The sequence below is a fragment of the Pseudomonas sp. B21-012 genome, assembly GCF_024749305.1.
Taxonomy (GTDB): Bacteria; Pseudomonadota; Gammaproteobacteria; order Pseudomonadales; family Pseudomonadaceae; genus Aquipseudomonas.
This window is the reverse complement of sequence record NZ_CP087197.1, coordinates 320,984-343,740: the sequence shown is the minus strand read 5'-3', so window position 1 is coordinate 343,740 and position 22,757 is coordinate 320,984. Positions and strand designations below refer to the sequence as shown.

Annotated in this window: 24 protein-coding genes; 20 read left to right on the top strand and 4 right to left on the bottom strand. The window is 65.4% G+C overall.

What is annotated here, in order from left to right; genetic code table 11:
- The first annotated feature begins 8 nt into the window (after positions 1–8).
- From LOY37_RS01535 to LOY37_RS01445, 19 genes are read left to right on the top strand one after another with little or no spacing between them, the layout of a single operon-like run.
- Complete coding sequence (locus LOY37_RS01535) at positions 9–263, top strand: acyl carrier protein (RefSeq protein ID WP_045193926.1); 255 nt, start codon at positions 9–11, stop codon at positions 261–263.
- Entirely contained in the window at positions 260–805 is a 546-nt protein-coding gene (locus LOY37_RS01530; protein ID WP_258716184.1) for a hypothetical protein, read from the top strand. Before LOY37_RS01535 ends, LOY37_RS01530 begins: the two co-directional genes overlap by 4 nt.
- Positions 802–2,481, top strand: a complete 1,680-nt coding sequence (locus LOY37_RS01525) for an acyl-CoA synthetase family protein (RefSeq protein ID WP_045193928.1) — start codon at positions 802–804, stop codon at positions 2,479–2,481. The genes LOY37_RS01530 and LOY37_RS01525 overlap by 4 nt, the downstream gene beginning before the upstream one ends.
- Positions 2,474–3,208, top strand: a complete 735-nt coding sequence (locus LOY37_RS01520; protein ID WP_045193929.1) for a glycosyltransferase family 2 protein — start codon at positions 2,474–2,476, stop codon at positions 3,206–3,208. Before LOY37_RS01525 ends, LOY37_RS01520 begins: the two co-directional genes overlap by 8 nt.
- The gene (locus LOY37_RS01515) at positions 3,205–4,143 is read left to right on the top strand and encodes a glycosyl transferase (RefSeq protein WP_045193930.1); all 939 of its coding nucleotides are present in this window, start codon (positions 3,205–3,207) and stop codon (positions 4,141–4,143) included. The genes LOY37_RS01520 and LOY37_RS01515 overlap by 4 nt, the downstream gene beginning before the upstream one ends.
- The gene (gene hutH / locus LOY37_RS01510) at positions 4,124–5,668 is read left to right on the top strand and encodes a histidine ammonia-lyase (RefSeq protein WP_258716183.1); all 1,545 of its coding nucleotides are present in this window, start codon (positions 4,124–4,126) and stop codon (positions 5,666–5,668) included. Before LOY37_RS01515 ends, hutH begins: the two co-directional genes overlap by 20 nt.
- Positions 5,661–6,086 (top strand): thioesterase family protein, encoded by a 426-nt coding sequence (locus tag LOY37_RS01505; protein ID WP_045193932.1) that lies wholly within the window; start codon positions 5,661–5,663, stop codon positions 6,084–6,086. Before hutH ends, LOY37_RS01505 begins: the two co-directional genes overlap by 8 nt.
- Entirely contained in the window at positions 6,083–6,682 is a 600-nt protein-coding gene (locus tag LOY37_RS01500; RefSeq protein WP_258716182.1) for an outer membrane lipoprotein carrier protein LolA, read from the top strand. Before LOY37_RS01505 ends, LOY37_RS01500 begins: the two co-directional genes overlap by 4 nt.
- On the top strand, positions 6,672–8,984 hold the full coding sequence (locus LOY37_RS01495) for an MMPL family transporter (protein WP_258716181.1): 2,313 nt from the start codon (positions 6,672–6,674) through the stop codon (positions 8,982–8,984). Before LOY37_RS01500 ends, LOY37_RS01495 begins: the two co-directional genes overlap by 11 nt.
- Positions 8,981–10,141: a sodium:proton antiporter gene (locus tag LOY37_RS01490; RefSeq protein WP_258716180.1), complete on the top strand. Its 1,161-nt coding sequence runs from the start codon at positions 8,981–8,983 to the stop codon at positions 10,139–10,141. The genes LOY37_RS01495 and LOY37_RS01490 overlap by 4 nt, the downstream gene beginning before the upstream one ends.
- Positions 10,128–11,375, top strand: a complete 1,248-nt coding sequence (locus LOY37_RS01485) for an NAD(P)/FAD-dependent oxidoreductase (RefSeq protein ID WP_258716179.1) — start codon at positions 10,128–10,130, stop codon at positions 11,373–11,375. Before LOY37_RS01490 ends, LOY37_RS01485 begins: the two co-directional genes overlap by 14 nt.
- Complete coding sequence (locus LOY37_RS01480; RefSeq protein WP_258716178.1) at positions 11,372–12,115, top strand: class I SAM-dependent methyltransferase; 744 nt, start codon at positions 11,372–11,374, stop codon at positions 12,113–12,115. The genes LOY37_RS01485 and LOY37_RS01480 overlap by 4 nt, the downstream gene beginning before the upstream one ends.
- Positions 12,112–12,597, top strand: a complete 486-nt coding sequence (locus LOY37_RS01475) for a hypothetical protein (RefSeq protein WP_258608926.1) — start codon at positions 12,112–12,114, stop codon at positions 12,595–12,597. Before LOY37_RS01480 ends, LOY37_RS01475 begins: the two co-directional genes overlap by 4 nt.
- Positions 12,594–13,793, top strand: a complete 1,200-nt coding sequence (locus LOY37_RS01470) for a beta-ketoacyl-[acyl-carrier-protein] synthase family protein (RefSeq protein WP_258716177.1) — start codon at positions 12,594–12,596, stop codon at positions 13,791–13,793. The genes LOY37_RS01475 and LOY37_RS01470 overlap by 4 nt, the downstream gene beginning before the upstream one ends.
- A complete protein-coding gene (locus tag LOY37_RS01465) occupies positions 13,790–14,260 on the top strand; it encodes a hotdog family protein (RefSeq protein WP_258716176.1) in 471 nt (156 codons plus the stop codon). Before LOY37_RS01470 ends, LOY37_RS01465 begins: the two co-directional genes overlap by 4 nt.
- Positions 14,253–14,981 carry a 3-oxoacyl-ACP reductase FabG gene (fabG, locus tag LOY37_RS01460; protein ID WP_045193941.1) on the top strand — a complete coding sequence of 243 codons (729 nt, stop codon included), beginning with the start codon at positions 14,253–14,255 and terminating at the stop codon, positions 14,979–14,981. Before LOY37_RS01465 ends, fabG begins: the two co-directional genes overlap by 8 nt.
- Positions 14,981–16,207, top strand: coding sequence for a beta-ketoacyl-ACP synthase (locus LOY37_RS01455; RefSeq protein ID WP_093377139.1), 1,227 nt, complete (start codon positions 14,981–14,983; stop codon positions 16,205–16,207). The genes fabG and LOY37_RS01455 overlap by 1 nt, the downstream gene beginning before the upstream one ends.
- A 25-nt stretch (positions 16,208–16,232) precedes the next feature.
- On the top strand, positions 16,233–16,676 hold the full coding sequence (locus LOY37_RS01450; protein ID WP_045193943.1) for a hypothetical protein: 444 nt from the start codon (positions 16,233–16,235) through the stop codon (positions 16,674–16,676).
- A 15-nt stretch (positions 16,677–16,691) separates the two neighbouring features.
- On the top strand, positions 16,692–17,138 hold the full coding sequence (locus LOY37_RS01445; protein WP_045193944.1) for a hypothetical protein: 447 nt from the start codon (positions 16,692–16,694) through the stop codon (positions 17,136–17,138).
- A 10-nt stretch (positions 17,139–17,148) separates the two neighbouring features.
- Here LOY37_RS01445 and LOY37_RS01440 read toward each other — a convergent pair whose 3' ends face one another.
- Positions 17,149–18,039, bottom strand: coding sequence for a LysR family transcriptional regulator (locus LOY37_RS01440; protein ID WP_045193945.1), 891 nt, complete (start codon positions 18,037–18,039; stop codon positions 17,149–17,151).
- 153 nt (positions 18,040–18,192) lie between these two features.
- Here LOY37_RS01440 and LOY37_RS01435 point away from each other — a divergent pair, with 153 nt between their 5' ends.
- Positions 18,193–19,422, top strand: coding sequence for an MFS transporter (locus LOY37_RS01435; protein WP_371128663.1), 1,230 nt, complete (start codon positions 18,193–18,195; stop codon positions 19,420–19,422).
- Positions 19,423–19,523: 101 nt separating this feature from the next.
- Here the strand turns inward: LOY37_RS01435 and LOY37_RS01430 are convergent, their stop codons facing one another.
- From LOY37_RS01430 to LOY37_RS01420, 3 genes are all read right to left on the bottom strand, one after another.
- Positions 19,524–19,871 carry a YgiW/YdeI family stress tolerance OB fold protein gene (locus tag LOY37_RS01430; protein WP_038997632.1) on the bottom strand — a complete coding sequence of 116 codons (348 nt, stop codon included), beginning with the start codon at positions 19,869–19,871 and terminating at the stop codon, positions 19,524–19,526.
- A gap of 139 nt (positions 19,872–20,010) precedes the next feature.
- The gene (hemE, locus tag LOY37_RS01425; RefSeq protein WP_045193947.1) at positions 20,011–21,072 is read right to left on the bottom strand and encodes a uroporphyrinogen decarboxylase; all 1,062 of its coding nucleotides are present in this window, start codon (positions 21,070–21,072) and stop codon (positions 20,011–20,013) included.
- Positions 21,073–21,251: 179 nt separating this feature from the next.
- Positions 21,252–22,670 carry an FAD-dependent oxidoreductase gene (locus LOY37_RS01420; RefSeq protein WP_045193948.1) on the bottom strand — a complete coding sequence of 473 codons (1,419 nt, stop codon included), beginning with the start codon at positions 22,668–22,670 and terminating at the stop codon, positions 21,252–21,254.
- Positions 22,671–22,757 lie beyond the last annotated feature (87 nt).

The following is a 22,757-nucleotide window of genomic DNA, read 5'->3' as shown; positions in this document are numbered from 1 at the left end:
ACAGCACCATGCAAACCCGCGAAGACATCTTCAACACCCTGCGCGATGCCCTGGTCGAACTGTTCGAACTGGACCCGGCCAGCATCAGCCTGGAATCGAACCTGTATCAGGACCTGGAAATCGACAGCATCGACGCGGTCGACCTGATCGATCACATCAAGCGCCAGACCGGCAAGAAAATCGCCGCCGACGAGTTCAAGGCCGTGCGTACGGTCAACGACGTGGTCGAGGCGGTCTACCGCCTGGTCAACAACGCGGCATGAAACGCCTGATCGGCCTCGGCCTGCTGCTGGCCGGTCTGCTGTACCCCTTTGCGGTGCATTTTGGCATGGCCCACTTTGCCCCCTGGCAGTTCGGCCTGTTGCTCGGCGGCCTGTGGCTGGCGCGCGCCTTGAGCGAGCGGCGGCGCCCCGGCGGGCACTGGATGGCCGTGGCGGCGATTGCCTTCTGCGCGTTGCTGGCGCTGTTCAACAGCCCGCAGCTGCTGCGTTGGTACCCGGTGTTGATCAGCGCGTTCATGCTTGGCCTGTTCGGCCTGAGCCTGAAATTCGGCCCGCCGGTGGCCGAGCGCCTGGCGCGCCTGCGCGAGCCGCAACTGCCCGAGGTGGCGATCCACTACACACGCCAGGTGACCAAGGTCTGGAGCCTGTTCTTCCTGGCCAACGGCCTGGTCGCCGCCGCCCTGACCCTGTGGGCGCCGCTGAGCTGGTGGACCCTGTACAACGGCCTGATCGCCTACGGGCTGATGGGCCTGCTGTTTGCCATTGAATGGCTGATAAGACAACGCGTGCGAGGACGCTCATGAAATGGATTGCTCTTGAGCAACTGCTGCACCCAAGCGACGCGCCGCGCCCGGTAACCTTCGCCCCGGCGCTGGACCACGCGGGCCTGCGCCAGCAAGCCCTGCAACTGGCCGCTGGCCTTGAGCGCCGTGGTGTGAAGCGCATTGCCGTGCACCTGGAAGACGCCGCCGAGCTGGCCGTGGCCCTGCTCGGCGCCTGGCGCGCCGGCGTACAGGTGCTGCTGCCGGCCGACCTGCAAGTCCAGACCCGCCAGCGCTGGCAAGGCGAAGTCGAACTGTGGCTGAGCGACCAGGCGCAAGACACTGCGCTGGATGCACTGCTGGAGACGCCCCTGGCCGCTGCCCAACTGGACCTGGACGCTTGCCTGCTGAGCCTGTGCACCTCCGGCTCCAGCGGCGAACCCAAGCGCATCGACAAGAGCCTGCGCCAGCTGGCCAATGAAGTGCAGGCCCTGGAACAGCTATGGGGCACAGAGCTGGGCGCTGCGTGCATCATCGGCAGCGTCGCCGCCCAGCACATCTACGGCCTGCTGTTTCGCGTGCTCTGGCCGCTGTGCGCCGGGCGCCCGTTCGTGCGTCGGCAGTTGCCCTTCCCCGAAGACCTGCAGCGCGCCAGCCGCGAGCACCCGGCCTTTGCCTGGGTGGCCAGCCCGGCGCTGCTCAAGCGCATGGGTGACAACCTCGACTGGCCCGCGTTAAGCGCGGTACGCCGGGTGTTTTCCTCCGGCGGCGAGCTGCCGGCCAGCGCCGCCCAGGCCTTGCACCAGCGCCTGCAGCAATGGCCGAGCGAAATTCTCGGCAGCTCGGAAACCGGCGGCATTGCCTGGCGCCAGGGCGACAGCCTGTGGCAACCCTTTGCCGAGGTGCGCCTGAGCCAGAATGAACAGGGTGCGCTGCGTATCGAATCGACCTATTTGCCACCCGGCCACATCGAGCAAAGCGCCGATGCCGTCGAGTTCACCGCTGACGGGCGCTTTCGCCTGCTGGGGCGCCTGGACCGGATCGTCAAACTGGAAGAAAAACGCATCTCCCTACCAATGCTCGAACAGGCCCTGGTCGCCCACGATTGGGTCGAGGAAGCGCGCCTGGCGGTGATCCAGGAAAACCGCGCCAGCCTCGGCGCCCTGCTGGTGCTCAGCGCCGCAGGCCTGCACGCCCTGCGCAATCAGGGCCGACGCGCACTCACCGAAGGCCTGCGCCAGCACCTCAGCCAGCACTGCGAAGCCCTGGCCCTGCCCCGACGCTGGCGCCTGCTGCGACAACTGCCGTTCAACGCCCAGGGCAAACTGCCCCAGGCCGAGCTCGAAGCCCTGCTGCTGGCTCCACGGCCCAAAGGCCCGGAAGTGCTGAGCCAGGCCGAGGTCAACGGCGAACTGCAGTTGCAACTGGCGGTGTCGGCAGACCTTGCCTATTTCAACGGCCACTTCCCGCAGACGCCGGTACTGCCGGGGGTAGTCCAGGTCGACTGGGCGCTGGCGCTCGGGCAACAACTGCTCGACCGGCCACGCCAGTTCGCCGGCATGGAAGTGCTGAAGTTCCAGCAACTGGTGCGCCCCGGCGACCCGCTGCAACTGACCCTGCGCTTCGATGCCGAGCGTGGCAAGCTCTACTTTGCCTACAGCAATGCCGGGGCAGCCTGCTCCAGCGGCCGCATCGTGCTGGAGGCCATCGGTGAATAAACCCTGCGCGGTGATCCCGGTGTACAACCACGAACTGGCGGTGCCAGCGGTAGTTGCCGACCTGCTCGCAGCCGGCCTGCCTTGCGTACTGGTCGACGACGCCAGCAGCCCGGCCTGCGCCGCCGTGCTGCGCCAGCTGGCCGAACAGCAGCAGGTTTATCTGGTGACATTGCAGGTCAACCAGGGCAAGGGCGGCGCGGTCATGGCCGGCCTGCGCGAAGCGGCGCGCCTGGGCTTCAGCCATGCCCTGCAGGTGGATGCCGACGGCCAGCACGACCTGGCCGATGTCAGCCGCTTTCTGCAGCAGTCGCAGGCTTATCCACAGGCACTGATTTGCGGTTATCCACAGTACGACGCCAGTGTGCCCAAAGGCCGCCTGTACGCGCGCTACCTGACTCACGTGTGGGTGTGGATCAACAGCCTGTCGCTGCAGATTCCCGATTCGATGTGCGGCTTTCGCGTCTACCCGCTGCCGCCGACCCTGGCGCTGATCGATGCGGTCAAGCTCGGCAAGCGCATGGACTTCGACCCGGAGATCCTCGTGCGCCTGGCCTGGCGCAACCAGCCGATGCGCTGGCTGCCGACCAAGGTGCATTACCCGGCTGATGGCCTTTCGCACTTTCGTCTGTTCCACGACAACGCCTTGATCTCGAAGATGCACACCAAGCTGTTCTTCGGCATGTTGCTGCGTGCCCCGGCGATCCTCTGGCGGCGGTGGCAGGCATGAGCAACGGCGAACAACACTGGGCCGACCACCAGGAGCGCGGCAGCTTCTGGCTGATGAAGCTGACCGCCTTCGGTATCAAACTGCTCGGCCGACGCCTGCTCAGCCCGGTGCTGTATGGCATCGTCCTGTACTTCTTCGTGTTTGGCCGCCGCGCCCGGCAGAGCATCTGGCAATACCAGCAGCGCCTGGCCGACTGGAGCGGGCAAGCCGGCCTGCGCCCCAGCCAGCGGCGGGTGTTCGGCCAGTTCATGGCCTTTGCCGAGGCCCTGCTGGACAAGCTCGACGTGTGGAACGGCAAGCTGCGCCTGGAGCAGATCGAAATCGTCGACCCGGCACAATTGCGCACTCAACTGCGCGCCGAGCGCGGGCAGATGCTGGTCGGCGCGCACCTGGGCAACCTTGAAGTCTGCCGCGCCCTGGCCGAGCTCGGCGAGCAAGTGACCATGAACGTGCTGGTGCACACCAAGCACGCCGAACGCTTCAATCGCCTGCTCGGTGAATCGGGGGCGAGCAACCTGCGCCTGATCCAGGTCAGCGAGCTGGACCCGGCGATCATGCTGCAACTGAGCCAGCGCCTGGACCGCGGTGAATGGCTGGCGATTGCCGGTGACCGCGTGCCACTGCATGGCGCGCGCACGGTCGAGACGGATTTTCTCGGCCACCGCGCCGCCTTCCCGCAAGGCCCGTGGTTACTGGCCGGGCTGCTCAAGTGCCGACTCAACCTGTTCTTCTGCCTCAAGCAGCAAGGCCGCTATCAGGTGATTCTCGAACCCTTCGCCGAGGCCATCGAATGGCGCCGCGGCCAGCGCGATCAGGTGATCGCCGACTGGGCCGGGCGCTATGCCGAGCGCCTGGGCCACTATTGCCTGCAAGCGCCGCAGCAATGGTTCAATTTCTACCCTTTCTGGAAGACCGATGACGATGCATCCGCATAAGCCCGTGACCTTCGGCGCGTTGCCGCTGGCAATCGAAGACGTCCTCGCCCTGGCCAATCGCCAGACCGAAACCCGCCTGCAGGACGACGCCGAGTACTGCGCGCGGATTGCCCGTGGCGCGCAGTTCCTCGACTCGCTGCTGGACAAGGAAGGGGTAATCTACGGCGTGACCACCGGCTACGGTGACTCGTGCGTGGTGGCGGTGCCGCTGGAGCATGTTGAAGCGCTGCCCAAGCACCTGTACACCTTCCACGGCTGTGGCCTCGGCCAATTGCTCGATGCACCGGCCACCCGCGCGGTGCTGGCCGCCCGCTTGCAGTCGCTGTGCCATGGCGTGTCCGGGGTGCGCGTCGAGCTGCTGGAGCGCCTGCAGGCGTTTCTTGCCCACGACATCCTGCCGCTGATTCCCCAGGAAGGCTCGGTGGGCGCCAGCGGCGACCTGACGCCGCTGTCCTACGTGGCCGCCACCCTGTCGGGCGAGCGCGAGGTCCTGTACCGGGGCGAGCGCCGCAGCGCCGCCGACGTCCATCGTGAACTGGGCTGGCAGCCGCTGGTGCTGCGGCCCAAGGAAGCCCTGGCGCTGATGAACGGCACCGCGGTGATGACCGGCCTGGCCTGCCTGGCCTTCGCCCGCGCCGATTACCTGCTCAAGCTGGCCACGCGCATCACCGCGCTGAACGTGGTCGCCCTGCAAGGCAACCCGGAGCACTTCGACGAGCGCCTGTTCGCCGCCAAGCCCCACCCGGGGCAAATGCAGGTAGCCGCCTGGTTGCGCCAGGATCTGGCCATCGACGCACCGACCGCGCCGCTGCACCGCCTGCAGGACCGCTACTCGCTGCGCTGCGCACCGCATGTGCTCGGTGTGCTGGCCGACAGCCTGGGCTGGCTGCGCGGTTTTATCGAGACCGAACTGAACAGTGCCAACGACAACCCGATCATCGACGCCGAAGCCGAACGCGTGCTGCACGGCGGGCATTTTTACGGCGGTCATATCGCCTTCGCCATGGACAGCCTGAAGAACCTGGTGGCCAATGTCGCCGACCTGCTCGACCGCCAGCTCGCGCTGCTGGTCGACAGCCGCTACAACCATGGCCTGCCGAGCAACCTGTCGGGCGCCAGCGCCGAGCGGGCGATGCTCAACCACGGCTTCAAGGCGGTGCAGATCGGCGCCAGCGCATGGACTGCCGAAGCGTTGAAAAACACCATGCCGGCCAGCGTATTCTCGCGCTCCACCGAGTGCCACAACCAGGACAAAGTGAGCATGGGCACCATCGCCGCCCGCGATGCCCTGCGCACGCTCGAACTGACCGAGCAGGTTGCCGCCGCGACCTTGCTGGCGGCCAACCAGGGTGTCTGGCTGCGCGGCCGCGAAGCCGACGCCCGCGACCTGCCGCCAGCACTGGCCCAGATGCACGCCGCGCTGCTCGAAGACTTCGCCCCGGTCATCGAAGACCGTGCCCTGGAAGGCGACCTGCGCCTGTGCCTGAGCCGAATTGCCGAACAACACTGGAGGCTGCATGCGTAGTCAGGGAGTGTTGCACGTCGATAGCGAAGTGCTGGTGCCGTTCTTCGATGTCGACAGCATGCTGGTGGTCTGGCACGGCCACTACGTCAAATACCTCGAGGTGGCGCGCTGCGCGCTGCTCGACAGGCTCGAACACAACTACCTGCAGATGCAGGCCTCCGGCTTCGCCTGGCCGGTGATCGACCTGCAGCTGCGCTATGTGCGTGGCGCCACCTTCGGCCAGCGCCTGAACGTGCGCGCCAGCCTGGTGGAGTGGGAGAACCGCCTGAAGATCAACTACCTGATCAGCGATGCCGTCACTGGCGCACGCATGACCCGCGCCAGCTCGGTGCAGGTCGCGGTCGAGATCGCCAGCGGCGAGATGCAACTGGCCTCGCCGCAGGTGATGATCGACGCTGTGAACAAGGTGCTGCCATGAAGACGCTGTTGCGTGGCCTGCTGTGCCTCGGCCTGCTGGCCAGCTGCACCCTGGCCCACGCCTTTGGCCTCGATGACCTGAGCAAGCAACTGGGCGAACCTGCGGTCATCAAGGGCCCGTTCATCCAGGAAAAGCACCTGCGCGCCCTGCCACAGCCACTGGTCAGCAAAGGCCAGTTCGTGCTCGCCCGTGACCATGGCCTGCTGTGGCTGCTGCAAACGCCGCTCAAGCAGGACTACCGCCTCAACGCCCAGGGCATCGCCCGCCGCGCCCCGTCCGGCTGGCAGATGCTGCCGGGCAAGAGCGCCGGCGCCGAGCAGAACCGCCTGTTCTTCGCCGTGCTGCAAGGCGACAGCAGCGGCCTGCAGCGTGACTTCGAGCTGAGCCTGCAAGGCGATGCCCAGCACTGGCAACTGCGCCTGACTCCGCGCTCGCTGCTGCTCAAGCAGGTGTTCAGCCAGATCGATATTGAGGGCGGGCGCTACGTCGAACGCATCCAGTTGCTGGAAACCCAGGGCGACAGCACGGTGCTGCGCATGCCATCGAGCAGCAGCGCCAGCCTGACCGACACGGAGCGCCGCGATTTTGCCGAGTGAGCGCCTGTTGCCAAGGCTGTTTTTGCTGTTGCTGATCGCTGTGCTGGCCCTCGCCGGCTGGCAATGGCACCGCGCCGCGCCGTTGTCTGCCGACCTGATGACGCTGGTGCCCGGCGCCACCCAGGACCCGCTGGTGCAACGCGCCGAACAGCGCATGCAGGAGCCGCTGAACCGCGAGATGCTGGTGCTGGTCGGCCATCCCCAGCGTGACCAGGCCATCGCCCTGGCCCAGCAGCTGGCCGGGCAATGGCAGGCCAGCGGCCTGTTCGAGAAGGTCCAGTGGAGCCTGCAAACCGACCTGCAGGCATTGCGCGAGCAGTTGCTGCAAGGGCGCCTGGCGATGCTCTCGCGCGCCGACCGCAGCAGCCTGGTCGACAACCCGCAAGGCTTTATCGAGCAGCGCGTGCAGAGCCTCTACGATCCCTTTGCCGGCTTCAGCCTGGTGCCCAGCCAGGACGACTGGCTGGGCCTGACCGGGCGCATCCAGAACAGCCAGCCACGCCCTGCTGCGGTACAACTGGACACCGCCAGCGGCGCGCTGCTGGCCGAGGCCGACGGCCAGCACTGGGTGCTGCTGCGCGCGCGCACCCTGGGCAATGCGTTCGACCTGCAACTGCCGCTGCAGGTCGCCGACCTGCTCGCCGCCAGCCGGGTTGAAGCCGGGCAGCGCGGCGCCCGCCTGCTGGCCGCCAGCGGCTTGCTGTATGCCGCCAACGGCCAGCGCCAGGCCAGCCAGGAAATCACCTGGGTTGGCGGCGGCGCCACGGTCGGCATCCTCTTGCTGTTGCTGCTGGCGTTCCGGCGCCTGCGGGTGTTGCTGGCGTTCATGCCGGTGCTGGTCGGCATGCTGTTCGGTGCGGTGGCCTGCGTGGCGCTGTTCGGCCAGATGCACGTGATGACCCTGGTGCTCGGCTCAAGCCTGATCGGTGTCGCCGTCGACTACCCGCTGCACTACCTGTCCAAGAGCTGGAGCCTGCGCCCCTGGCGTGCCTGGCCGGCCTTGCGGCTGACCTTGCCGGGCCTGAGCCTGAGCCTGGCCACCAGTTGCATCGGCTACCTGGCCCTGGCCTTCACGCCGTTCCCGGCCCTGACCCAGATCGCCGTGTTTTCCGCCGCCGGCCTGGTCGGCGCCTACCTCAGCGCCGTGTGCCTGCTGCCGGCATTGCTCAAGGGTATCGAGCTGCAGCCGGCGCAATGGCCGCTGCGCATTGCCCAACGGTTGGTGGACCTGCGTCTGAAGCTACTGAACAAGGTGCCAAGCCCGGTGTTGCTCGGCCTGCTGATCCTGTTTTGCGCGGCGGGCCTGTGGCAGCTGGACAGCCGCAACGACATCCGCCAGTGGGTCGGCAGCCCGCCGCAACTGCTCGAAGAAGCCCAGGCCGTGGCACGCATCACCGGTTACCAGCCCACCAGCCAGTTCTACCTGGTTCGCGGCGCCGACCAGACGCAGTTGCTGGGTCGCCTGCAAGCGCTGAGCACGCGGCTCGATGAACTGGTCGAAACCGACAAGCTCAAGGGCTACATGGCCCTCAGCCAACTGGTCGCCAGCCCTGCCGAGCAGCAACAGGTACGCGATGCACTGGGCAGCCTGCCACTGCAGCCGCTGCTGGCCCTGGGCGTACCGCAAAGCGCGTTACAGGCGGAACTGGCAAAAGTGCAGGCCTTGCCTACGCTCGACATCGATCACGCCCTCAGCGGCCCGCTGGGCGAGCCCTGGCGCACCCTGTGGCTGGGCGCCGATGGCCAGGGCGTGGCCGCCATCGTCAGCCTCCAGGGCTTGAACGATCCGGCATTGCTGCGCCTGCAAGCCGACGACCTCGACGGCGTGCAACTGGTCGACCGCCTCGGCGACCTCAACCGGGTGTTTGCCGCCACCCAGGTCAGCGCCGCCGAGCTCAAGCTGTTGTCGTGCGCGCTGATCGTGGTGTTGCTGATCCTGCCGTTCGGCCTCGGCGGTGCCCTGCGCATCGTCGCCCTGCCGCTACTCGCCGCGTTGTGCAGCCTGGCCTGCCTGGGCTGGCTGGGCCAGCCGCTGACCCTGTTCAGCCTGTTCGGCCTGCTGCTGGTGACCGCCATCAGCGTCGACTACGCGATCCTCATGCATGAGCAGATCGGCGGCGCCGCCGTCAGCCTGCTCGGCACCCTGCTGGCGGCGACCACCACCTGGCTGTCGTTCGGCCTGCTGGCGGTGTCGAGCACCCCGGCGGTGAGCAACTTTGGCCTGGCGGTGAGCCTCGGCCTGGCCTTCAGTTTTGTCCTGGCGCCCTGGGCTGCCACCGGCCACAAGGAACAGGCGGCATGAGTATCGTGTTGTTCTGGGTCCTGGCCCTGGCACTGTTCTGGATCGCCAGTGAGCTGGGCCGGCGCCTGGGGCTGATCCCGATTGTCAGCCAGTTGTTGCTGGCGACCCTCGGCCTGCCGCTGCTGATGCTGTTCTGGGTCGAGCCGCACTGGCAGCTCAGTGGCGCCGCACTGGTGGCGCCGTCCTGGCTGAAAACCCTGTATGGCCTGAGTTTCGCCCTGCTGCTGGGGCATATTCTGGCTGACGTGGTGGAGCTGAAGTTCGACCGCCAGAGCCTGAAGATCGCCCTGCCAAGTTTCTTCGTGCCCTTTGCCTGTGGCCTGGCCTGCGGCGCCTTGCTGCTGCCGACGCAGCCCTGGCTGACCACCCTGGCGCTTGGGCTGGTGTTCGCCATCACCGCCATTCCGGTGCTCTACCTGTACCTGCGCAACATCGACTATCCGCCTGCAGCAACCCGGCGCCTGATGCAGTCGGCGATCCTCATCGACCTGACCTGCTGGCTGCTGTTTGGCCTGGGCAAGGGTAGCCTCGACCCCGTGAGCCTGCTGCTGCCCGTGCTGGGCGCCTGCCTGCCGCTGCCACTCTACGCCCTTGGCCTGCGCCGGCCGTGGGTCTACAGCCTGGGCTTTTTCGCCCTGCTGTTCGTTGCCGAGCACTACCGCCTCAATGCGTTGATTTTCGGTATCGGCTACCTGTGCTGCCTGGCCTGGCTCAAGCTGCCACTGCACATGCCGCTGTCGGCGCTGTGGATAAAACGCCTGCAGAACGGCATTGCGATCCCGCTGATCATGACCTTCGGCATCATCCAGATCGATATCCACAACGTGCTGCAGGGCTTCAATGCCATCCAGTTGAGTGCCTTGCTGCTGTTACCGATCGTCAGCAAGCTGCTCGGCAACTGGCTGGGCCTGTGCTGGGCGACGCCGTCGTTCGCCGGCGCGAGCAAATGGCGGGAAAGCCTGCTGCTCAATATTCGCGGCTTGAGCGAGATCGTCTTTCTCAACCTGCTGCTGCAACAACAGCTGATCAGCCCGGCGCTGTACTTCGCGCTGATGCTGATGAGCCTGGTCGCCACGCTGATGCCCGCGCTGGCCGGCCTGCACCGGATTCCATTGAAGACTGCCCAACCGGCAAGGAGGCCTTATGCCGAACACTGAACTGCAACAACGGCAGGTATTGATCATCGGCGCCGGTCCGTCCGGCGCCATCGCCGGGGCCTTGCTCAAGCGCAATGGCCACGACGTACTGATCATCGAGCGCCAGCGCTTTCCGCGCTTTTCCATCGGCGAGAGCCTGCTGTCGCACTGCATCGACTTCGTCGAGGAAGCCGGCATGCTCCCGGCCCTCGAAGCGGCAGGCTTCCAGCGCAAGAACGGCGCGGCCTTCGCCTGGGGCGAGGAATACAGCGCGTTTGATTTTGGCGACACCTTCAGCAACGGCAAGCCGAGCACCTTCCAGGTCCAGCGCGCCCAGTTCGACCAGTTGCTGGCCGACCAGGCCGCCGCCCAGGGCGTGGAAATCCGCTACGAAGAAGAGATCATCGCCGCCGACTTCGAGCGCGCCCGCCCGCAGGTGCGCGTGCGCCGCCTGGATGGCAGCGAGTACCGCGTCGAAGCTGAGTTTGTCCTCGATGCCAGCGGTTATGGCCGCGTCCTGCCGCGCCTGCTGGACCTCGAAGCACCGTCGAACTTCCCGGTGCGCCAGGCGGTGTTCACCCACATCGAAGACCGCATCGACCACCCGGCGTTCGACCGCGAAAAGATCCTCATCACCACCCACCCGCAGCACCGCGATATCTGGTTCTGGACCATTCCCTTCAGCAACGGCCGCTGCTCCCTGGGCGTGGTCGCCGCCGCCGAGCACTTTGCCGCCGCGCCGGCTGACCTGGATGCCTGCCTGAAAGACTTCGTCGCCCAGACCCCAAGCCTGGCCAAGGTACTGGCCAATGCCGTGTGGGACACCCCGGCGCGGACCATCGGCGGCTACTCGGCCAACGTCAAGACCCTGCACGGCCCGGGCTTTGCCCTGCTCGGCAACGCCGCCGAATTTCTTGACCCGGTGTTCTCCTCCGGGGTGACCATCGCCATGCGCTCGGCGAGCATGGCCGCCGGCGTGCTGCACCGCCAGCTGCAAGGTGAAAACGTCGACTGGCAGAGCGAGTTCGCCGAGCCGCTCAAGCGTGGCGTCGATACCTTCCGCGCCTACGTCGAGGGCTGGTACAACGGCAGCTTCCAGGACGTCATCTACCACCCGGCCAGCTCACCGGAAATCCGCGCGATGATCAGCTCGATCCTCGCCGGTTACGCCTGGGACCTGCGCAACCCGTTCGTCAGCGAACCCAAGCGGCGCCTGCGCATGCTCGCCGAAGTCTGTGCAAGGACGGCGGCATGAGTCAGCAACCGTTCCTCAGCGACAGCTACGTCGAGGAAACCCGTTTCGGCTTCTGGTTCCTGCGCAGCCACACCTGGCAGCACCATGTGCTGCGGGTGGCGATCAACGACCTGCGTCGGCTGTTCGACACCCCGCTGCCGCAAGCACCGGTGCTGCTCGATGCCGGCTGCGGCCAGGGCAAGTCGTTCCAGTACCTGCAGCAGGTGTTCAGCCCCGGCCAGTTGCTGGGCACCGACGCCGACCCGCACAGTCTCGAACTGAGCCAGGCCGAGGCCCGGCGCCTGGGCCTGGAGGTCGAGCTGCGCGGCAGTGACTGCGCGGCCTTGCAGTTTGCCGACAACAGCGTCGACATGCTCTTTTGCCACCAGACCTTCCACCACCTGGTCGAGCAGGAAAAGGCCCTGGCCGAGTTCTACCGGGTGCTCAAGCCCGGTGGTTACCTGCTGTTCGCCGAGTCCACCGAAGCCTATATCGACACCTGGGTGATCCGCTGGCTGTTCCGTCACCCCATGCATGTACAGAAAAGCGCCGAACAGTACCTGCAGATGCTGCGCGACCAGGGCTTCGAATTCGGCGCGCAGAATGTCTCTTACCCGTACCTGTGGTGGAGCCGTTCCAGCGACTTCGGCCTGCTCGAACGCTTCGGCCTGCGCAAGCCGCCGCCCGTCGGCCAGCGCGAAGAAACCCTGGTCAACGTGGTGGCGCGCAAACCATTGAACCCCACCGAGCCGAGTGCATGAAACGCCTGTTGCTGATCCTCGCCTTTGCCCTGCTGAGCGCCTGCGCCAGCCGGGTGCCGCTGCCCACGCAAATGCCGGCGCTGACGCTGCCGATGCAGCTGCATATTCAGCGCCAACAGGCGGGGCAAAGCCAGGACTGGCTGCTGGTGATCCAGCGCGAAGACGCCAGCCTGCGCTGGTCGTTGCTGGACTTGCTGGGCATTCCGCAGGCACGGCAGTTGCTCAACGACGGCCAGTGGCACGCCGATGGCCTGCTGCCACCCAACCCGGGTGCCCGTGAACTGTTCGCCGCCCTGCTGTTCGCCATGACCCCGGCCGAGCAGGTGCAAACGCTCTACCCCGGCGCCCGCCAGCAAGGCCAGCAACGCTGGCTGGGTGAGCGCTGGCATGTCGACTACCGACAAGCCGACGACTTCACCTTGAACCTGGGCCAGGGCCTGCGTTATCTAGTCAGCCCACTGCCCAGCGAGAACACGCCATGACCGCTTACCTCAATGCCCTGGGCCTGGTCTGCGCCCTGGGGCGCGGCCAGGCCGAAGTTGCCCGCAAACTGTTTGCCGGCGACTGCTCTGGCATGCGCGTGGAGGAGGGCTGGGTAGCGCAGCGCAGCCTGCCGGTAGCAGCCGTGCACGGCGAACTGCCCGAGCTGCCTGCCGGCCTGCAGGCCCACCAAAGCCGCAACAACCAGTTGCTGCTGGAGGCCTGCCTGCAGATCAGCTCAGCGATCGAAGCGGCCATCGCCCGCTTTGGCCGCCCGCGCATCGGTATCGTCCTGGGCACCAGCACCTCGGGCATCAAGGAGGCCAGCGAGGGCATCGCCCACTACCTGCGCGAGCAACAATTTTCGCCCAGCTACGACTATGCCCAGCAGGAGCTCAGCGCCCCGGCCAATTTCCTTGCCGACTGGCTGCAACTGAGCGGCCCGGCCTATGTGATTTCCACCGCCTGCACTTCCAGCGCCCGGGCCTTGATGAGCGCCCGGCGCCTGCTCGACCTGGGGCTGTGCGATGCGGTGATCTGCGGCGGTGTCGACAGCCTGTGCAAGCTGACCCTCAACGGCTTCAGCGCCCTCGAGGCGGTGAGCGCCGAGCGCTGCAACCCGTTCTCGGTCAACCGCAATGGCATCAACATCGGCGAAGCGGCGGTACTGTTCCTGATGACTCGCGATGCCAACCACGAAGGCCCCGGCATTGCCCTGCTCGGTGCCGGTGCCAGCTCCGATGCGCACCATATCTCGGCGCCAGAGCCCGGCGGCAAGGGCGCCTTGCAGGCCATGCGCAAGGCGCTGGACAATGCCTGCCTGCAACCACAAGACATCGACTACCTGAACCTGCACGGCACCGCCACCCGGCACAACGACGCCATGGAAAGCCTGGCCGTGCATGAACTGTTTGGCAGCCAGCTGGCCTGCTCGTCGAGCAAGCCGATGACCGGCCACACCCTGGGCGCCGCCGGTGCACTGGAAGCGGCGTTCTGCTGGCTGAGCCTGGCCGCCGGCAATACTGAAGGGCGCCTGCCGCCGCATGTCTGGGATGGCGTCGATGACCCGCAGTTGCCAGCCCTGAACCTGGCCGATGCCAGCCAGCGCCTGCCGGCCAGCGGCCCGCGACGCCTGATGAGCAATTCGTTCGCCTTCGGTGGCAACAATGTCAGCCTGATTCTCGGAGACACCCCATGATCACCTGGCCACTGGCCGAACTGCTGCCGCACGCCGGCGACATGATCCTTATCGATCAGGTCGAGTCGTTCGATGAAGAGCAGATCCATACCCACCTGACCGTACGCCCCGGCGGCCTGTTCAACCGCGCCGACGGCAGCCTGCCGGCCTGGGTCGGCATCGAGCTGATGGCCCAGAGCGTGGCCGCCTATGCCGGTTGCCGCGCGCGCCAGCAAGGCCAGCCGATGGAGCTGGGCTTTTTGCTCGGCACGCGTAAATTCGAATGCAATGTCGAACATTTCCCTGCCGGTGCCCACTTGCGCATCCATGCCCTGCGCTCGCTCGAAGACGACAACGGCATGGGCGTGTTCGAGTGTCACCTGCGCGGCCCGGGCATCCATGCCATGGCCCGTTTGAACGTTTTTCGCCCGCCGCAGGTGGCCAGCTACCTGGCCGAAGCGGGCCCTGAGGAGTCCCCCCATGACTGACACCATCCTGGTCACCGGTTCCAGCCGTGGCATTGGCCGGGCCATTGCCCTGCGCCTGGCGCACGCCGGTTTCGACCTGGTCCTGCATTGCCGAAACGGGCGCAGTGAAGCCGACGCCGTTGCCGCAGAAGTCCGGGGCCTGGGCCAGCAAGCCCGCGTGCTGCAGTTCGACGTCGCCGACCGCGCCGCCTGCGCGGCCATCCTCACTGATGACGTAGAAACCCACGGCGCCTACTACGGTGTGGTCTGCAACGCCGGCCTGACCCGCGACGGCGCCTTCCCGGCGCTGACCGAAGACGACTGGGACCAGGTGCTGCGCACCAACCTCGACGGTTTCTACAACGTCCTGCACCCACTGATGATGCCGATGATCCGCCGGCGCAAAGCCGGGCGTATCGTCTGCATCACCTCGGTGTCGGGCATGATCGGCAACCGTGGCCAGGTCAACTACAGCGCCTCCAAGGCCGGCGTCATCGGCGCCGCCAAGGCCCTGGCAATCGAGCTGGGCAAGCGCAAGATCACCGTCAACTGCGTTGCCCCGGGGTTGATCGATACCGCCATGCTCGACGAGCACGTGCCGGTCGAAGAGCTGCTGAAGATGATCCCGGCACAACGCATGGGCACCCCGGAAGAAGTCGCCGGCGCGGTGAACTTCCTGATGTCGGCCGAAGCCGCCTACATCACCCGCCAGGTGCTGGCGGTCAACGGAGGCCTGTGCTGATGAAACGTGTGGTCGTCACCGGCATGGCCGGTATCACCTCGCTGGGCAGCGACTGGCAGACCATTGCCGGCAACTTCGCCAGCAACCGCAGCGGCATTCGCCGCATGGATGAATGGGACCGTTTCGAGGAGCTCAACACGCGCCTGGCCGGCCCCATCGACGATTTCAAGGTGCCGAGCGGCTGGACCCGCAAGCAGCTGCGCAGCATGGGTCGGGTCTCGCGCCTGGCCGTGGCGGCAGCGCAGAACGCCCTGCGCGACGCCGGCCTGCTCGACGACCCGTCGATCCGCGACGGGCGCATGGGCGTGGCCTGCGGCTCGTCCACCGGCAGTACCGACGAGATCAAGGCGTTCGGCAACATGCTGCTCAACTCGGTGGCCGAAGGCCTCAACGCCAACTCCTACGTGCGCATGATGCCGCACACCACCGCAGCCAATATCAGTATCTTCTTCGGCCTCACCGGGCGCCTGATCCCGACCTCCAGCGCCTGCACCAGCGGCAGCCAGGGTATCGGCTATGCCTATGAAGCGATCAAGTTCGGCCGCCTGCCGCTGATGCTCGCCGGCGGCGCCGAAGAGCTGTGCCCGACCGAGGCTATGGTCTTCGACGCGCTGTACGCCACCAGCCTCAAGAACGACACCCCGCACAAGAGCCCGAGCCCCTACGACAGCGGTCGCGATGGCCTGGTGATCGGCGAAGGCGGCGGCATGCTGGTGCTCGAAGAGCTCGAGCACGCCCTGGCCCGGGGCGCGCACATTTATGCCGAGATCGTCGGCTTTGGCAGCAACGCCGACGGCCAGCACACCACCCGCCCGGAGCAGGCGACCATGCGCCGGGCCATGGAGCTGGCGCTGGAAGACGCAAACCTCACGCCGGCTGCCATCGGCTACGTCAACGGCCACGGCACCGCCACCGAGCAGGGCGACATCGCCGAAACCCTGGCCACCAGCAGCCTGTTCGGCCCGCGCATGCCGATCAGCTCGCAAAAAAGCTTCCTCGGCCACACCCTCGGTGCTTGCGGCGCGCTGGAGTCCTGGTTCAGCATCGAGATGATGAACAGCGACCGCTATGTGCACACCCTCAACCTTGAGCACATCGACCCGCGCTGCGGCGAGCTGGACTACCTGTGCGGCGAGTTTCGCAGCATGAGTCACGACTACGTGATGAACAACAACTTCGCCTTTGGCGGGGTCAACACCTCGCTGATTTTCCGCCGCTGGACCTGACCTCAAACCTGCTGGAGAGAAAGGAATGTCTTCATTGATTCGCGCCGCTGTCCTCGGCCTGGCCCTGGCGGGCCTGGCTGGCTGTACCTCAAAGCCGGTACTGACCCCGCAAGAGCAACTTGTGGTCGGCCACAACTACAGCCACGAGCAAGTGCAGCAGGCCATCCTCAAGGCCGTCGCCGAGCGCGGCTGGACCGCACGCACGGTCAGCCCGAACCTGATCCAGGCCGACATCCTGGTGCGCAATACCTTCTATGCCGCCATCGACATCCGCTACAGCGTCAGCAACTTTCGCATCAACTACCGCGACAGCCGCGAGCTGGGTTACAAGAACGGCAAGATTCACCGTAATTACAACCGTTGGGTGAACAACCTCGACAAAAGCATCCTGCAAGAGCTGAACAGGATGGAAGCGCAAAACATGGTGCAACGCGCCATCAACGAACAGCACTCGAACACTGTCAAGTAATCAAGGAACGACACAATGCGTCTGAAAACCTGGACCGCCACCGCCACTCTGCTGCTCTGCGCCCTGCCCGGCCTGAGCCAGGCTCGCGACACCACTCACTACCTGCCGTTCGAGAAAGTCGTGGCGCAGATGACCGCCGAGAACAAGCTCGACGGTTCGGTGAAGTTCTACCTGGCCGGCGTGCAGCCAAAAGGCAAGGTCACCGTGGTCAGCCCGGCGGCGATCACCAACAAGAAGACCAACGCCTTCAACAAGTCTGATGAAGCGGCCTGCGAATGGGCCCTGCAATCGGCGCTGCTGACCATGCAGGACGCCGCGCGCAAGGTCGGCGCCAACGCCGTGACCAACATCAGCAGCTACTACAAGCGCAACGAGCGCAAGGACGCCACCACCTACGAATGCCACGCCGGCGCGGTCATGGCGGGCGTTGCGCTGAAGGGCGACCTGGCCAAGGTCCAGTAACTCAGCTGCGTTACAGGGCTTGCCGGGTCAACAGCTCGGCAAACGCCCTGGCCATCGCCGACGGCGCAGCGCGGCGCTGCACCAGCCACACCGCCGTCACCGCGTCGTCGTCAAGCAAGGTCCGGTACACCACGCCATCGATACGCATGCGCTGGAACGAAGCCGGCAACACCGACACCCCCAACCCCGCCGCTACCAGGCCGATGATAGTCATCGCCTCCCCTGCCTCCTGGGCAAAATGCGGACTGAACCCGGCCTGACGTGCCAGGCTCAGCAGTTGCGCATGCAAGCCACTGCCGTAGCTACGCGGAAAAAACACAAAGGGTTCGTGGGCCAGCTCGGCCATGTGCACCCCGGCTTCGCTGCCCTCGGCCAACGGGTGAGCGGCATTGATCACCGCCACCAGCGGCTCGCGAAACAGCTCGACGGCATTCAGGCTCTCGGGCAACGCCAACGGCCGCATCAGGCCGACTTCGATCGACTCGTCGAGCAAGGCATCGGCCACGTCGCGGCTGCTCATCTCCTTGAGGTTCAGGTGCACGGCCGGGAAGCGCTGGCGAAAGGCGTGAATGGCCTTGGGGATACTCGAATTGAACGGCGCCGACGAAGTGAAGCCGATCTTCATCTCGCCCAGCTCGCCCAATTGCGCGCGCCGGGCGACATCGGCGGCCTTGTCGACCTGCGCCAGCACCAGCCGCGCCTCTTCAAGGAATAGCCGCCCGGCCTCGCTGAGCTCGACCCGACGATTGGTACGCTCGAACAGGCGCGCCCCCAGCTCCTGCTCCAGGGCCTGAATTTGCTGGCTCAACGGTGGTTGGGAGATCCCCAGGTTCTGCGCCGCCCGGCCAAAATGCAGCTCTTCGGCGACGGCAATGAAGTAGCGCAGGTGACGCAATTCCATGGCGGCCCCAATAGGTCGTAAAACCTCTTAAACAGGTCGAACAATATATTGGAAATGATCATTAGCCAGCTATATGCTTTTTTCACTGCCTGACAGGCCGTAGCGCCCCCGAGGTCCCCCGTGAAAACTGCTGTTGCGCCACACGCCCACGAACTGCCCCCTGCTCCGCTGGACGAAATCGTCGCCACCCTTAACGAAAGCTGGATCGAAAAAGGCACCCCGGCCTTTTTGCGCACCGTACTGGCGCTGTTCTGCGGCGGCTTTGCCACCTTTGCCCTGCTGTACTGCGTACAGCCGATGATGCCGCTGCTGTCGCAGGAATTTTCCATCAGCGCCGCGCAGAGCAGCCTGATCCTCTCGGTGTCCACCGGCATGCTGGCCTTCGGGCTGCTGATCACCGGGCCGATTTCCGACCGCATCGGGCGTAAGCCAGTGATGGTCTTCGCCCTGTTCTGCGCCGCGCTGTGCACCATCGTCAGCGCCCTGATGCCCAGCTGGCACGGCGTGCTGCTGACCCGCGCGCTGCTCGGGTTGTCGCTCAGCGGCCTGGCGGCGGTAGCCATGACGTACCTGAGCGAAGAGATCCACCCCCAGCACATTGGCCTGGCCATGGGCCTGTACATCGGTGGCAATGCCATCGGCGGCATGAGCGGGCGTTTGATTACCGGGGTGCTGATCGACTTCGTCAGCTGGCACACGGCGATGTTGGTGATTGGTGGCCTGGCGCTGATTGCTGCGGCGGTGTTCTGGAAGATCCTCCCCGAATCGCGCAACTTCCGCCCGCGCTCGCTGCACCCGCGCAGCCTGCTCGACGGCTTTACCCTGCACTTTCGCGATGCCGGCCTGCCGTGGCTGTTCCTCGAAGCCTTCCTGCTGATGGGCGCGTTCGTCACCCTGTTCAACTACATCGGCTATCGCCTGCTGGCCGAACCCTATCACATGAGCCAGGCGCTGGTCGGGCTGCTGTCGGTGGTGTACCTGTCGGGCATCTACAGCTCGGCGCAGATCGGCGCCCTGGCCGACAAGCTGGGCCGGCGCAAGGTGTTCTGGGCAACCATTCTGCTGATGTTCAGCGGCTTGTTGATGACCCTGCTCAGCCCCTTGGCGCTGATTATCGTCGGCATGCTGGTGTTCACCTTCGGCTTTTTCGGCGCGCATTCAGTGGCCAGCAGCTGGATCGGCCGCCGGGCGACCAAGGCCAAGGGCCAGGCGTCGTCGTTGTACCTGTTCAGTTACTACGCGGGGTCGAGTGTGGCGGGGACGGCAGGCGGGGTGTTCTGGCATCAGGCAGGGTGGAACGGCATCGGCCTGTTCATTGGCAGCTTGCTGGTGGTGGCGTTGCTGGTGGCGGTGCACCTGAGCCGGTTGCCGGCCAAGGCCTGAAATGCAAATCGCGGGGCAAGTCGGGTCGCCGCACCGCCGCTCCCACAGGTTCCGTGTAGGAGCGGCGGTGCGGCGACCCGACTTGCCCCGCGATGCATTCGTTAGTTGATCACTTCAACCAGATCGACATCCACTTCACGGCTCATCAGGTGCTTCTCGACTTCACCGGTCAGCTTGACCTTGGTCTTGTCGTTGAAGGCCACCGGCGGCAGGTCTTCGTCATCGATCTCGACGGTGATGGTGCCGGTGGTGTCCTTGAACTCGTACTTGTCATCGTTGTTCACTTTCTTGATGACGTAGCCTTGCAGCACAACCGGGGTGTCGTCAGCGGCGTCGTTAGCGGCAGCCACCGTGGTCACCGACTGGGCGCCAGGGCCGGTGTAGCCGGCGGCCAGGGCAGCGGTGCTGAACAACGGGGCAAGCAGCAGAGCGAGGTAACGGGTTTTCATGGTGAAGATCCTGTCTGGGTTTCGATGGAGCCAGATTACCCAGGCAGGCTGAATTGAACCTTAATGGCTGTGGGAGCGGGCTTGCCCCGCGATTGCGCTGGTTCAGTCAGGTCGCAATCGCGGGTCAAGCCCGCGCCTACTAGTGGTATTGCGCCGACAGCTCGTGCACAGCGTTGATGAACGCGCCGGCGTGCTCCGGATCAACCTCGGGGGTGATGCCGTGGCCAAGGTTGAACACATGACCGCTGCCCTTGCCGTAGCTGGCGAGGATGCGCCCGACTTCGGCACGAATGGCCTCTGGCTTGGCGTACAGCACGGTCGGGTCCATGTTGCCCTGCAGGGCAACCTTGCTGCCGACGCGCTGGCGCGCTTCGCCGATGTCGCAGGTCCAGTCCAGGCCCAGGGCATCAGCGCCGGCATCGGCGATGCTTTCCAGCCACAGGCCGCCGTTCTTGGTGAAGAGAATGACCGGCACCTTGCGCCCTTCGTGCTCGCGGATCAGGCCGCTGACGATCTTGCGCATGTAGGCCAGGGAGAACTCCTGGTAGGCCGCCGCCGACAGGTTGCCGCCCCAGGTGTCGAAGATCTGCACCGCTTGTGCGCCGGCGAGGATCTGCCCGTTGAGGTAGCTGATGACCGACTGCGCGAGTTTGTCGAGCAGCAGGTGCATGGCTTGCGGGTTGTCGTAGAGCATGGCCTTGGTCTTGCGGAAGTCTTTCGACGAGCCGCCTTCGACCATGTAGGTGGCCAGCGTCCAGGGGCTGCCGGAGAAGCCGATCAGCGGCACGCGGCCGTTGAGCTCGCGGCGGATGGTGCTGACCGCGTCCATGACGTAGCCCAGGTCCTTTTGCGGATCAGGGATCGGCAGCGCCTCGATATCGGCCAGGGTGCTGACGACCTTCTTGAAGCGCGGGCCTTCGCCGGTTTCGAAATACAGGCCCTGGCCCATGGCGTCGGGGATGGTGAGGATGTCCGAGAACAGGATCGCGGCGTCCAGCGGGTAGCGGTCCAGCGGCTGCAGGGTGACCTCGCAGGCAAACTGCGGGTTCATGCACAGGCTCATGAAGTCGCCGGCCTTGGCGCGGCTGGCGCGGTATTCCGGCAGGTAGCGGCCGGCCTGGCGCATCATCCACACCGGGGTGACGTCTACGGGTTGCTTGAGCAGGGCGCGCAGAAAACGATCGTTCTTCAAGGCAGTCATGTCGGCATCCGGAAAAAAAGTGGGGGCATTTTCTCAGAGCCCAACGTAAAAGGCACGGTATCAACCGTGCCTTTTGTCTATCGACTTGTGACAGGTCAATAGATTTTGTTGAATTCATCGCGGGTCAAGCCCGCTCCTACACAGGTTCTGTAGGAGCGGGCTTGTCCCGCGAAGCTGTTTCAGACGCCCAGGTAATCCAAGATCCCCTCGGCAGCATTGCGCCCCTCGAAGATCGCCGTCACCACCAGGTCGGAACCGCGGACCATGTCGCCACCGGCGAAGATCTTCGGGTTGCTGGTCTGGTGCTTGTAGGTGTTCTTCTCCGGTGCCACCACGCGGCCCTGGCTGTCGGTCTGGATGCTGAACTGCTCGAACCACGGCGCCGGGCTCGGACGGAAACCGAAGGCGATGACCACGGCATCGGCCGGGATGATCTCTTCGGAACCCGGGATCGGCTCGGGGCTGCGGCGGCCACGGGCGTCCGGCTCGCCGAGACGGGTCTCGACCACCTTCACACCTTCGACCTTGTCTTCCCCGACGATCGCGATCGGCTGGCGGTTGTAGAGGAACTTCACCCCCTCTTCCTTGGCGTTCTTCACCTCTTTGCGCGAGCCAGGCATGTTCGCCTCGTCACGACGGTAGGCACAGGTCACGGCCTTGGCGCCCTGGCGGATGGAGGTGCGGTTGCAGTCCATCGCCGTGTCGCCACCACCGAGGACCACGACCTTCTTGCCCTTCATGTCGACGAAATCTTCCGGCGACTTTTCAAAGCCCAGGTTGCGGTTGACGTTGGCCACCAGGAAATCCAGGGCATCGTGCACGCCCGGCAGGTCTTCACCGGGGAAGCCGCCCTTCATGTAGGTGTAGGTGCCCATGCCCATGAACACCGCATCGTATTCCTCGAGCAGTTGCTCCATGCTGACATCCTTGCCCACCTCGGTGTTGAGGCGGAACTCGATGCCCATGCCGGTGAAGACTTCGCGGCGATTGCTCAGCACGGTCTTTTCCAGCTTGAACTCGGGGATGCCGAAGGTCAGCAGGCCGCCGATTTCCGGGTTGCGGTCGAACACCACCGGGGTTACCCCGCCGCGCACCAGTACGTCAGCGCAGCCCAGGCCCGCCGGGCCGGCGCCGATGATGGCGACGCGCTTGCCAGTTGGCTTGACCTTGGACATGTCCGGGCGCCAGCCCATGGCGAAGGCGGTGTCGGTGATGTACTTCTCCACCGAACCGATGGTCACCGCGCCGAAGCCGTCGTTAAGGGTACAGGCACCCTCGCACAGGCGGTCCTGCGGGCACACCCGGCCGCAGACTTCCGGCAGGGTGTTGGTCTGGTGCGACAGCTCCGCGGCGGCGAGGATGTTGCCTTCGGAAACCAGCTTCAACCAGTTGGGGATGAAGTTGTGCACCGGGCACTTCCACTCGCAGTACGGGTTGCCACAACCGAGGCAGCGGTGGGCCTGCTCGGCCGATTGCTGGGGTTTGAAGGGTTCGTAGATTTCCACGAACTCTTTCTTGCGTTGACGCAACAGTTTCTTCTTCGGATCCTTGCGCCCGACCTCGATGAACTGGAAGTCATTGCTGAGACGTTCAGCCATTTTCAATACCTCTTTACCGCAGTTGCTAGCTTCAAGCTGCAAGCTGCAAGACGATCACGTGGGCCGGCAAACCTCGTACTGCTTTGA